At 33.8% G+C, this 12395-nt stretch carries 15 protein-coding genes; 1 reads left to right on the top strand and 14 read right to left on the bottom strand.

Annotated elements, in window-relative coordinates; all coding sequences use genetic code 11:
* The coding region (locus FI695_05430; protein ID MQG51402.1) for a hypothetical protein at window positions 1–218 on the bottom strand (218 nt) is incomplete at its 3' end.
* Between the two features lie 40 nt (window positions 219–258).
* Window positions 259–1035 (bottom strand): hypothetical protein, encoded by a 777-nt coding sequence (locus FI695_05425; GenBank protein MQG51401.1) that lies wholly within the window; start codon window positions 1033–1035, stop codon window positions 259–261.
* Window positions 1036–1160: 125 nt separating this feature from the next.
* Here FI695_05425 and FI695_05420 point away from each other — a divergent pair, with 125 nt between their 5' ends.
* Window positions 1161–1928 carry an SDR family oxidoreductase gene (locus FI695_05420; protein MQG51400.1) on the top strand — a complete coding sequence of 256 codons (768 nt, stop codon included), beginning with the start codon at window positions 1161–1163 and terminating at the stop codon, window positions 1926–1928.
* Between the two features lies 1 nt (window position 1929).
* On the opposite strand, the gene FI695_05415 is transcribed toward FI695_05420, so the two are convergent.
* The 12 genes from FI695_05415 to FI695_05360 all read right to left on the bottom strand — a co-directional run bounded on the left by FI695_05415 (window position 1930) and on the right by FI695_05360 (window position 12254).
* Window positions 1930–2265: an HIT domain-containing protein gene (locus FI695_05415; protein ID MQG51399.1), complete on the bottom strand. Its 336-nt coding sequence runs from the start codon at window positions 2263–2265 to the stop codon at window positions 1930–1932.
* 15 nt (window positions 2266–2280) lie between these two features.
* Window positions 2281–3621, bottom strand: coding sequence for a hypothetical protein (locus FI695_05410; GenBank protein ID MQG51398.1), 1341 nt, complete (start codon window positions 3619–3621; stop codon window positions 2281–2283).
* Window positions 3524–4258: a DnaD domain protein gene (locus tag FI695_05405; protein ID MQG51397.1), complete on the bottom strand. Its 735-nt coding sequence runs from the start codon at window positions 4256–4258 to the stop codon at window positions 3524–3526. The genes FI695_05410 and FI695_05405 overlap by 98 nt, the downstream gene beginning before the upstream one ends.
* A gap of 21 nt (window positions 4259–4279) precedes the next feature.
* Complete coding sequence (dnaB, locus tag FI695_05400; protein ID MQG51396.1) at window positions 4280–5644, bottom strand: replicative DNA helicase; 1365 nt, start codon at window positions 5642–5644, stop codon at window positions 4280–4282.
* A gap of 129 nt (window positions 5645–5773) precedes the next feature.
* On the bottom strand, window positions 5774–6454 hold the full coding sequence (gene rplI, locus FI695_05395; protein MQG51395.1) for a 50S ribosomal protein L9: 681 nt from the start codon (window positions 6452–6454) through the stop codon (window positions 5774–5776).
* Between the two features lie 68 nt (window positions 6455–6522).
* Window positions 6523–8736 (bottom strand): phosphoribosylformylglycinamidine synthase subunit PurL, encoded by a 2214-nt coding sequence (purL, locus tag FI695_05390; protein ID MQG51394.1) that lies wholly within the window; start codon window positions 8734–8736, stop codon window positions 6523–6525.
* Window positions 8737–8742: 6 nt separating this feature from the next.
* Entirely contained in the window at window positions 8743–9210 is a 468-nt protein-coding gene (locus tag FI695_05385) for a DMT family transporter (GenBank protein MQG51393.1), read from the bottom strand.
* A gap of 4 nt (window positions 9211–9214) precedes the next feature.
* Window positions 9215–9643: a hypothetical protein gene (locus FI695_05380; protein MQG51392.1), complete on the bottom strand. Its 429-nt coding sequence runs from the start codon at window positions 9641–9643 to the stop codon at window positions 9215–9217.
* Complete coding sequence (gene purQ / locus FI695_05375) at window positions 9640–10353, bottom strand: phosphoribosylformylglycinamidine synthase subunit PurQ (protein MQG51391.1); 714 nt, start codon at window positions 10351–10353, stop codon at window positions 9640–9642. The genes FI695_05380 and purQ overlap by 4 nt, the downstream gene beginning before the upstream one ends.
* 52 nt (window positions 10354–10405) lie before the next feature.
* Window positions 10406–10849 (bottom strand): GatB/YqeY domain-containing protein, encoded by a 444-nt coding sequence (locus FI695_05370; protein ID MQG51390.1) that lies wholly within the window; start codon window positions 10847–10849, stop codon window positions 10406–10408.
* Window positions 10850–10887: 38 nt separating this feature from the next.
* Window positions 10888–11064 (bottom strand): 30S ribosomal protein S21, encoded by a 177-nt coding sequence (locus FI695_05365; protein MQG51389.1) that lies wholly within the window; start codon window positions 11062–11064, stop codon window positions 10888–10890.
* Between the two features lie 95 nt (window positions 11065–11159).
* Entirely contained in the window at window positions 11160–12254 is a 1095-nt protein-coding gene (locus FI695_05360) for a Zn-dependent alcohol dehydrogenase (GenBank protein ID MQG51388.1), read from the bottom strand.
* Window positions 12255–12395: the final 141 nt, after the last annotated feature.

Raw genomic sequence — 12395 nt, 5'->3', positions numbered from 1 at the left:
TGGTCGGCAGCAGCGGCAGCGGCAGCAGCGGCAGCAGCGGCAGCAGCAGCATCAGCGCCTGAACCTTGTTGTTGACCTGCGTCTTGTTGCATAGGAGGTGATCCCTCATCAGGACCTCCGTGACCGGCCATTACAGGAAGTACGTTACCAATACTTAAGCTTAACGCTAGAGTTGTACTTATTATATTTTGTTGTATTTTAGAATTTAGTATTTTCATATTTTTTCCTTTTTAATATGTAACTAATACTATAAATAAACTAACAGGTGAAACTGTCAGTAAGTCGTTTAAATCGTAATTGTAATGTGGTCAAATTATCTGCTGTGACAGTAATGTTAAATGAAGTATTAGAATCACCACAGGTCCATGAACCAATTAATATTCCAGTTTTTAAATTTCCGTTATCATCGTTTACTGCAAGTCCACCGAAAGATCCTGTGACTTTATCATTATCTATATAGATATTTCCAGAATCACCGAGGGCATTAAAGACCACATTTGGTTGTGATTGCTTAAATGTAGCTACAGTATCGGCTAATAGCCCGCCTGAAGTAACTCCAGTACTTGGAAGCCATGTCATTATTACTTGTGCACCTTTGTAAGTGAAACTAACAACTCCTTGATCGTTTGTTGCGTTATTACTCGTATAGCCAGTACTTGTGAATATTGTATTTGTGTCACCAGTTATTGAAAAACCAAGTGAATCAAATTTTTTCAAATTAATAATAGGTGTTGGAGTAGGAGTTGGAGTAGGTGTTGGAGTAGGGGTAGGTGTTGCCGTTGGCTTTGGTGTTGGTGTTGGTTTAGGTGGGACAGGTGTTGCCGTTGGCTTTGCAGGAATAGGTGTGGCTGTAGGTAAAGGTTTTGGGGTAGGAGTAGGATCAGGTGCTTGAGTTGATGCAGGGGCTGTAACCGTTTCTGTAGTAGTTTCAACTACTTCTTCTTCATCTCCTCCGCCACATGCTATAGATGTTAACACCATGGTAGAAGCTAACATCATTGTTAGAATAATCTTTTTATGGTTCATATTATTCATCTTTCTCTTTATAAAACTGTAGAATGAATTTTACAGACATAATATTATCGTATTAATACAGATTATTGTAAAGATGAAAAAATAGTGCATTATGAGTACAAAAATAAACATTGAAAGGAAATAATATGAATTCACTAAAAGGACGAACAGCATTAGTAACTGGTTCAGGTAGAAATATAGGAAAATCTATAGCATTAATGTATGCGCAAGAAGGCGCTAATGTGATTATAAACAACAAATCTAATATCGATGAATTAAATGCTACCGCACAAGAGATTAAAGACTTGGGAGTAGAGGTTTTGGCTATTCAAGCAGATATTTCAAACGAACATGAAGTTGAATCTATGATTAATTCAGGATTAGAAAAATTCGGAACAATAGATATATTAGTTAACAATGCAGCATTGCGTCCTGGTACACCATTTATAGATATGGAATATTCTGACTGGAAAAAGGTTACTGGTATAGATTTAGATGGTGCTTTTTTATGTTCGAAACTTTGTGTTCCAGGAATGATAGCAAACGGTTGGGGAAGAATTATAAATATAGCTGGGTTAATGGCACTTGAAGGTCATGAAGGTTATACTCATGTATCTGCATCAAAAATGGGTTTGGTAGGATTTACCAGATCACTTGCCAAAGAACTTGCTCCACACAATGTTTTAGTTAATTGTGTATCTCCAGGTACTATTGATACTACTGGACCTAGGCATTCACAGATGACAAAGGAAGAATTAGAGGAGCTTGCAGCAAGAAGGTATGCTAGAGTGCCACTTGGTAGATTAGCAACTGTAGAAGAGATTTCATCAGTTTGTTTATTTTTAGCATCGGAAGGAGCTGGGTATATGACAGGTCAAACTATGCATGTTAATGGCGCTGCAGATTGTAGATAACTTATGCATATGATCCTAAGTTAACACCACCAATCATATGTAAGTGTCCATGTTCTTGGCTTTGTAAACCGTGGCGTCCAAAATTTGAAAGTATTCTAAATCCTTCTTCACAATGTTCAGCTGCTAAGTATGCAGCAATTTTACCTACATGTGCTAATATTGGATCAGTCCAAAGTTTAGCTTGGGTCATGTGAATTTTTGGTATACAAAGCAACATTACTGGGACCCAGGTTAATTTATTTCTAAATACCATTACCTCTTCATCTTCATATAGAATATCTGCTGGTTCTGTTTTAGCAACAATATTGCAAAACACACAATCTTTTTTCTGAGTCAGTTTAGGCCTCCTAAGTTACTTTAGTGTTTTTGTTTGACGATAGTCTGGACTATCTAATTCTATGTGATCAACTAAAGCTGTATCGCTAAGTCTGGAAATAATCGAGTCAGGAATTTCATTTAAATTCCTAATAGTCAAAACTGTAATAAATTTACTTTCATATCTATGAACTAATATTTGATATATTTTTTCATCAATCCATGTAGAATTACTTTTTGTTCCAAAATCATCCAGTATTAGTGCTTCACAAGTCATTAAATCTTTTAATAATGATTCATGAGATATAGGGCTAGTGTTGTTAATACTAAGTCTTAAATAGTCAACCAAGTCGGGTATAAATGTAAATATACAATTTGTTTCGTTGGTTTCTAGTTGATTCGTAATTGAAGCAGCTAAATGAGTTTTTCCACTTCCAGTATTCCCGCGGATTACTAACCAACCATCTGGATTTGACGCAAATTCTATTGCTTGTTCATAACCTCTTTGAAGAATCTTTGAATTTTTATAGTTAAAGTTATCAAACGTCATAGTATTTGTTAAATCCTGACGAAGCTTATCTAAATATCCGTATGAAATATTTTGCTTCGAACCTAAGGATATTATATCAACTAAATTATCATCATGTAATTTACCACGAATAGTTTCATCTATTTGATTTAAGCTTGTTGATAGCGCAATTACCGTTGGAAGCGCACGATTATATCTATAATTAATAAGTTGCGCTAGTTTTTCTTTAGCCCAAGTGGTAGTACTTTCGGAACCAAAATCATCTAAACCCAACAATGGTGTATTTTTGATATGGTCAAACAAAGTATCATAATCATTCATATTATTTGGTCCAAATGAAGAGCGTAAATGGTCGAGTAAATCGGGGGTTGAAATATAGAACGCAGGGTTACCTTTTTTCATGGTTTGGTTAAGGATAGCTACAAGTAAATGTGTTTTGCCACTGCCACTAGGCCCTTGAAATATTAACCAACCATTAGTTTCGTGCACATATTGTTGAGCAACTGCGTGGGCATGTCTAAATTTCGATGAATAATCTTGGTTTAGACCATTTTGTTTTAAATTTTTAAAAGTCAATTTTTTTAAACTTTTGATACCACTTATTTCTTGGAGTTTATTATATATATCATTGGAAAGTTTTTCTTTTTGACATTCACAAGGTTCAATTTTGCCAAATTTTGGATGCCCTACAGGGACATTGAAACTTAACCATTTAGTACCTTTACAAAGTTCACACTTTTCATCAAGTTCATCAGGATTTTTTGTTGATGAATTCATCTCTAAATTTTTGTGCTCGTCTAAGTTGGCTTTCTCGTTCACTTTTTTTAGAATATCTCGTAGACTCTCCATTTGTTCTTCCTTCAATTTGCCATCTGTTTAAAATGCTAGATATATATTTCCAGTTTCTAATATTGTTTTTTACAGCTTCAGTAATTGCTTCTTGTATCCATGAATTCGGGTATTTTTTTTCTGCTAATTTTAACTCTTCTGCTAGAAGCGGTGTCATTTGGCCAATGTTATCTTCATATAATCCATATATATTTGATTGAGGTTTTTGGCTAGATTGGAAGTCTGTTTGTTCTAGATCTAATCCATTATCTAGGTTTCCAATATCTTTTCTTTTTAATAGTTCATTTGATATTTTATCATTAATTAAGATAATGCTGTTTTGTATTTGGTCTTTAACTTTTTCCCTAATAATGATTGTTTTTCGTTTCTTAGCAGCATAAATACTTTTTATAATTATTTCAGTTTTGTTTTGTGAATTACTGGGATGTATCGATTCTAGTAGAACTGGATCAGCGATTAATTCTTCAAAACTTATCCATAATCGTTTTGGTCGGAGTGAGAAGATTAGAGAAAATACACGTAGAGTACATTTGAATTCTTCATAAGAGTCGATGTCCTTTAATAAACTTGAAGTTAATTCTATAGGTATTGGAATATAATTCCTATTATTAAACTTGAAACCATTATCAGTTTTCATTTAGATCCTTTGATTAGATAATTAATTATCAATTTCTCGTGTTGCCATATCTTTAAATTCTGCATACTGATCATTGAAAAATAAATTAATGTTACCTAATGGCCCATTTCTATGTTTTGCTATAATTACTTCTGCGATATTTTTGGGATAAGGATCAACAGGATTTCTGGAGTTCCATTCTTCCTCAGTATAATACACATCTTCTCGATATATAAATGAAACAATATCAGCATCTTGTTCTATACTTCCACTGTCACGTAAGTCTGATAATTGAGGTCGATGAGATGGTCTTTGTTCAACTGCTCTGCTTAATTGAGATATAGCTATAACAGGAATATTAAGGTCTCGTGCAATTCCTTTTAAGGATCTTGAAATTTCACTAATTTCTTGCACTCGGTTTTCATTTCGATGTAGACCTTGTATAAGTTGCATATAATCAACAATAAGTAAATCTATATTTCTTTCTAAGTTTAATCTTCGTGCTTTACTTCGTATTTCTGTGATGGTTTGTATAGGACTGTCATCGATATATAAATCTAAGTCTGAAAGAGTTCCTATAGCTGATACTATTCTTTGCTGTTCTTGGCTGTTTATGAGATTTTGTCGTACCTTGTGGGCATCTACTTTGGCTTCTGATGAGACCATACGCATAGCTAATTGTTCTCCACTCATCTCTAAACTTAGAATCGCAACAGTAGAATTATTTTTACAAGCATTCATTGCGATGTTTAGAGCCAAGCTACTTTTACCAATACTTGGCCTTGCCGCTAAAATAAACAAATCTGATCTTTGTAAACCGCCTAATAAAGAATCTAAATCTCGAAAACCTGTTAAAATAGGCTGTGTATTTGTTAAACTATCAGGATCGTCATTAGAAGATTCTTCGAGGTAGGTATCTAGCACATCACGCAGTGATCTAAAATCGCGATTTTCTCGAGTTTCTCTAATTTGGAAAAGTATATCTTCTGATTGTTTTATTGCTGAATCAACTTCAAAATCTGGTTCATAACCTAGAGACGCAATTTCTGTCGCAGCTTTAATTAGGTTTCTCATTGTGGATGTTCTATTGATTATTTGAGCATAATGACTTGCGTATACAGAAGTGGGCACATTTGCAATTAAATTACTTAGAAAACCTTCGCCACCTATACTTTCAAGTTTGTCTGTCGAAGATAATTCATGAGCAACACTAATTTGATTAATTGGTTCTCCACGGTTATATAATGACAGGCATGCTTCGTAAATCCATTTGTTTCTTTCTGTGTAGAAATCACTAGATTTTATAATTAAGGAAACCTCAGAAAGTGAATCTCCTTCAATTAATATAGAACCTAAAACTGCTTGTTCTGCAGCTTCATCACTAGGTGGCAATCGATCTGTATACATATAGTATGCCCTCATCATGCTAATGAATTATAAGTTAAATCAAAGCAATTATATTCCTTAATTGGGGAGATAAATTATACTATATATTTCTAATAATTACGTTACGGACGATACGTATTTTTTATATTATTACTGATTATCTTCGTCTTTATCTTCACTCTCAGGAGTTGATGGTGATTCTTGAGCGTTTATTTCTGTAGTGTTTTGAATTTCAGTATCTTCTATCGTATTTTCAGTATCTTCTTGATCCAAAGTTTCATTAACAATAGTTTCGTTAATTTCCGAATCTATATTATTAATTTCTACATTGTCTTCAGTTGGTTCTTCAGTAATTTCTTGAGCCTCAATAAGATTACCTTGTATATCGACGCCTGATACTTTGACTTTAATTGAACATTCAGCACCTCTAGGAAATTTTATTCCAACCGAGTAAATACCAGGTTCTTCGATAGTTTTTTCTATATGAAAAAGTCTTCTATCAAGGGATCGTTCTGTATCTGTTTCAACTTTTTCAGCAATCATTGTATTATTTACCGATCCGTAAAATTTTCCAGAGGAATTTACCTTCTCTGACAATTCAAACTCCATATCATTAAGTAGGTTGGCCAATTCATTTTGGTCTTGTTCTTCCTTAATTCGGAGTTCATCTCCAGCTTTTTTAATTGCTGATAATCGTTGTAAATTGTCATGGGATGCAAGCAAGGCAAAGTTTTGTGGGATTAAGTAGTTGCGTGCATATCCATTTTTCACTTCTTTTACTTCGCCAGCATTACCGCTACCAGGTACATCTTTGACAAATATAACCTTCATTTATATTTTCCTTCCGTAAACTAGAAACTAGTTTTATGATTTATTTGCGAGTTGTTGATTATAGCACATTATTCAACAAAATTAGTAGAGTAAGCATTTTTTAATTCAGATACTGTATTTGAAATTAAGGAATTTATTTTAAATATTTCGGGTTTTGTTACACCTAATATTACAAAAGGTATATTAAAATCATTACAAATATCTGAAAAAGAAATCAACTCATTTGGGTTGATAGAAACAATTATTTGAGACTGTTTTTCTCCGAAAAGAGATACATCCCATCGTTCGTTAATTTCAATTTCTGATTCGAATCCAATATTAGATAAAATACATGACTCCGCAAGAGTTACTGCAACTCCCCCTTCAGAACAATCGTGTGCAGAAATAAGTAGTTCATTATTGATAAGATTAAGACAGCACTTTTGTAATCGATTTTCAAATTCTAAATCAATTTTAGGAGAACCTGCGATTTGTTTGTGAATAATTTCTAAGTATTCACTACCTGCTAAATCATTATGATCATTAGATAGAGTATTACTACCAAGCAAAATAACTAAATCGTCATAATTTTTAAACTTTGAAGTTGTTATATTTTTTACATCATCAATTTTACCAACCGCTCCTATGATCGGGGTGGGAAATATTGGACCTTTTTCGGTAGAATTGTATAAACTAACATTACCACTTATTACTGGTATACCAAAAGTATTACATCCTTCGGATATCCCATTAACTGATTGATTGAGTTGATATGATACAAGTTGGGTTGTAGGATCACCAAAATTTAAACAATTAGTAATTGCTAGCGGGGCAACACCGCTACAGATCAAATTTCTACATGCCTCGGCAACAGCAATTTTCCCACCTTCAAATGGGTTGAGATAGGTTGTTTTGCCATTACCATCGATGCTAATTCCTATACCAACCTTGCTATTTTTAATACGAATAATCGCAGAATCGGCATCTTCTGGAGATGCTATAGTATTTGTTTGAACTTGATGGTCATATTGGATAAAAATTGGTTTTTTACTAGCAATATTTGGACTACTAAGTAGTTTTATTAGTATTTCATTTGCTTTTTCTTTATTTGGTGTAGGTATAGATGAAAGATCAATATTTTGTAATTCAATTATTTCTTCTGGAGGTGTATTATCCAAGTTGTATAAAGGAGGAGTAGTTAAAGTATTTATTGGAACGTTACCTACTAAATTTTCACCAAAATATATTTCTGCATTTTGAGAATCAGTTATTTCTCCAATGGTTGAATACTCTATATCCCATTTATCTAAAATTGATAGGATTTTATTAGTATTTTTAGGAGAGAATACTATCAACATACGTTCTTGTGACTCAGATAACATGATTTCATACGGGGTCATATTATTTTCTCTTTGATGAACCTTGGCCAAGTCTATATTAAACCCAGTTTTACCTTTATCAACCGTTTCTACAATTGCACTCGTAAGTCCCGCTGCTCCCAGATCTTGTAGGGACTCTATAAGGTTCTTTGATACAATTTCTAAGCATGATTCAATTAAAACTTTTTCCATAAAAGGATTACCTATTTGAACCGTTGGCCGCTTATCTTGTTCTGATTCATTTTTATTTAAATTCCGTGAAGCTAAACCAGAAGCGCCATGAATTCCATCACGTCCAGTTGGTGACCCAATTACCATTATAATATTGCCAGGAGTGTAAGATGCTGCACTCATTAAATTGTTTTTATTAGTAATTCCTAGGCAAAAGGCATTTACTAAAGGGTTCCCAGAATAAGAATCAGAAAATTTAGTTTCACCCCCAATATTTGGAATGCCTATACAATTTCCATAACCAGATATTCCTGAAACTATGCCTTCAAAAAGATATTCATTGCGGTTATTATTTACATGGCCGAATCTAAGAGAGTTTAAAATAGCAATTGGTCTTGCCCCCATAGCTAGTATATCCCTGATAATTCCACCTACTCCGGTTGCAGCACCTTGATATGGTTCAACTGCGGATGGATGATTGTGGGACTCAATTTTAAATACTATTGCTAAATTATTTCCAATATCAATGACTCCAGCATTTTCTTCTCCTGGCTTTGCTAAGAGCGCAGTACTAGAATTAGGTAGAGTTTTAATTAGATTTTTAGAATGTTTATATCCACAATGCTCACTCCATAGAGCACCAAATAAACCTAGTTCAAGATAATTAGGATCTCGGCCTAATTTCTCTACTATAAGTTCATATTCTTCAGAGCTTAATGCAATTTCATTTAGTTGTGATTGTGTGTACTTCATAATTAACTATTGATATGATCCAAACCCTATAAATATAACTCCTACTACAACTAAAGTTGCACCTATCCATATTTTTTTAGTGACCTGATCAGTTGCTTTAAGAAAGATTACTGTAAGACTTAGTGTAACTAATGGTACAAGAGCGAAAATTGGCGATACTACAACTACAGGTGCTATGTTTAGTGCAAGTGCACTAAATCCTAACCCTCCTGAAGCGCAAATTCCTGCTATTATGCAATAAATATACGCTTCTTTAGGTATTTGTTTTTCTGGTTTTTTCAATGATTTTAAATTTAAAATCATAAGGATTATTGTTCCACTCAATAATGCATATGAAACAGCTACTAATGGATCAATATTTTGTTTAAAAACTTGTTTGAACATAAATTGGGAGGCGCCATAAGCACTACCACCAATAAGTGCACACAACATTCCTAAAATTACCATATTTTTTTCTGTAATAAACGATTTCATATTTTTATCTTCTTTCACTAACCACAAGTATGATTCCAGAAACAATCAATAGGGTTCCTATGCCTAGATATATGTTTAATTGTTCATTTGTAAAGATTATTGCTAAACCAGAGCTAACTAAAGGTGCACAAGCAAGCAATGGAGATGATCGACTAACACCTGCTAAACGTACTGAAGTAAAGTTCATATATCGTCCTATAGGGTAGTTTATAATTCCGATGAATATTAATATATAAAATATAGTCATAGGAATGGAAAAAGCCTTAAACCCATATACTATAACTGCTGCTGTTGCTAAAACAATGAAGCTTGCAACCAAAGATAATATAGTTCCTATTGAAGTTGGTAAATGCTCCAATCCTTTTCTAGTAAAAATAGCTGAAGAACCCCATCCTGTTGCAGCTAGGAGTGCAAACAGGATTGCAGTAATCATTGGGTCTCCTTAAATAATTTAGACTCAATAGTGTTAATAATTGATCCAAAAATTTTTTTACCATCAGTACTTCCTAATATTGCTTCACAGCTTCTTTCAGGATGAGGCATCATTCCGATAATATTTCTTTTTTCATTAATTATACCGGCGATGTTATTTACTGACCCATTAGGATTAAATTGATCAGTGATTATTCCATTCATATCAGAATATTGAAGTACAATTTGATTGTTTTTATAAAGTTGTTCTAATCCATTATTGTCAATAAAATAATTTCCTTCCCCGTGAGATATAGGAATATTAAGAACAGATCCTTTCTCACAAGCATTAGTAAAAGGGGTATCGTTATTTGTTACGAATAAGTTTGTCCATTGGCATCTAAATTGTAAAGTTGTATTTTTGATTAAAGTTCCTGGTAATAATCCTGATTCACAAAGTATTTGGAATCCATTACAAATACCAATAATAAATTTACCTTTGCTAGAGAATTCTTTAATAGAGTTCATAATGGGAGATAATTTTGCCATAGCACCAGGACGTAAATAGTCTCCATATGAAAAGCCACCAGGTAAAATTATACAATCAAATTTATCTAAATCAGTATCTTTATGCCATACATATTCTGCATCTTGATTGAGAATATCGTGAACAGCAAAGTAGCAATCAGTATCACTCCAAGTACCAGGGAATACAACTATACCAAATTTCAAAACAACCTCTTGATGTATCTAATCTCTTCGACTTTAATACTATCACAGTTGATTAGAGTAAGTCTTTAACGATTTTACTAACAATCGAACCGTCTGCTTGACCTTTTAGCTTAGGCATGATTTCTTTCATGATCATACCAAAATTAGATCTATTTTCTTCATTCAAATTTGATAGTATATCTTTTGCTATTTGTGTGATTTCATCTTCTGTTAGTTGCTGGGGTAAATATTCAAGTAAAACATTTAACTCTGTTTGTTCTTTTTGAACAAGATCATCTCTATTTGCTGATTTAAACTGTGTAATACTATCATTATATTGTTTTGACATTTTCGATATTACATTGACAATACCTTGATCATCTAGTGTGGTTTGTGAGGCTATCTCTTCGTTGCGGATAGCGGCTTTGACCATACGAAGGGCTGTTTTCTTAGGTTCATTTTTTTGCCTCATTGCATCGGCGAGATCACTGCTGATCTTTTCACTTAATTCAGACATAGTTGCTCTATAATTTGAATAATTTGTTGATATGTAGACTAACGAATACTTTTACGTCGCTTAGCGGCTGCTTTTTTCTTTCGTTTGATACTAGGAGGTTCAAAGTGTTCTCTTCTTCTAACTTCTGAGAGTATACCATCTTGTTGAACTTTTTTTGTAAAGCGCCTTAGTAAGCTTTCAAAAGATTCGTTATCGTCGGAAAATACTTTTGTCAAAATTTAACCTCTTAATATATATATTTACAATCTACGGTGAGCAAGTATCTTAGAATAATGTCAAGTATATGTCAACAGAAAAGCAAATCTATCAATTAGAATTTGGTTATCACTCCACGACCAATTTCTGTAGTATCAATGTCTTGATATGCTTGATTAATTTCTTCCAAACTGTATTCTCGTGTAATTAAGCCATCTATATCTATTTGACCGGTTTTATATAAAGTCACCATTGTTGGCATGTCTATATTAGGTCTTGCACTACCGTAGTAGCATCCTTTTACTGTTCTTTCAAATCGCACAAGAGATACTGGGTCTATTGCCGCTGTTGCAGTCACTGGTGCTATACCAACTATAACAACCTGTCCGCCTTTTTTAACAGAGTGGTATGCATTAAGAACTGTTTCAGAAGAACCAAATACTTCAAAGGTATAATCTGCTCCAAGACCATCAGTTAGTTCTTTTACTTTTGCAACTGGATCTCCAGAGCTAGCATCAACTGTATTTGTTGCTCCAAACTTAGATGCAAATTCCAATTTGCTTTGATGAATATCAACAGCGATAATTTTACTTGCTCCTAATAGCCTTGCTCCTTGTATAACATTTAGTCCTACACCTCCAACTCCAAAAACAGCAACTGTGCTACCAGGTTTTATTTCTGCATTATACATAGCAGCACCAACACCTGTTGTTACAGAACATCCAATTAAAGCGGCTTGGGGTAAGGGGAATCCTTTTGGAAGTAAGATACAACCAGTCTCAGGAACTACAGCCTCTTGAGCAAAACATCCAACTTTACCCATAGGAGTAATATATTGATCACCTATATGTAGCCTGTTTGTACCATCGAATAGAGTACCTGATGTTGCTCCATGTAGATCGCAAAGGTTAGCTCTTCCTGAAAGACAATACGGACATCGGCCACAATTTGGAACAAATGAAAGTATTACATCATCACCTGGCTTTACACTTGTTACACCTTCTCCAACATCTAGGACTGTTCCTGCTCCTTCATGGCCTAATATTGCGGGAGTTTGGATGATAGCATCTCCATGCATGAAATGTAGGTCGCTTCTACAGACGCCAGCAGCTCCAATTTTTACATGTACTTCACCCTTTTTGGGTGCATCTAATTCTACTTCCTCAATAACTAGAGGTTGGTTTGTTTCATATAATACGGCTGCCTTCATTAGAGTACTCTCCTCCACTTTAAGTATCAATGTATCGACAGTCTATAGAGAGTTTAATAATTTATCAACTATCTTTGTATTCATTTGTATCAATAGTATCTATTAATCTTTGGATTCGAATATGGTATGGCACGTCTTTTA

Source organism: SAR202 cluster bacterium (assembly GCA_009392515.1).
GTDB lineage: Bacteria > Chloroflexota > Dehalococcoidia > Lucifugimonadales > UBA6952 > UBA6952.
The sequence above is the reverse complement of the archived record's forward strand: the minus strand, read 5'-3'. Positions and strand labels throughout refer to the sequence as shown.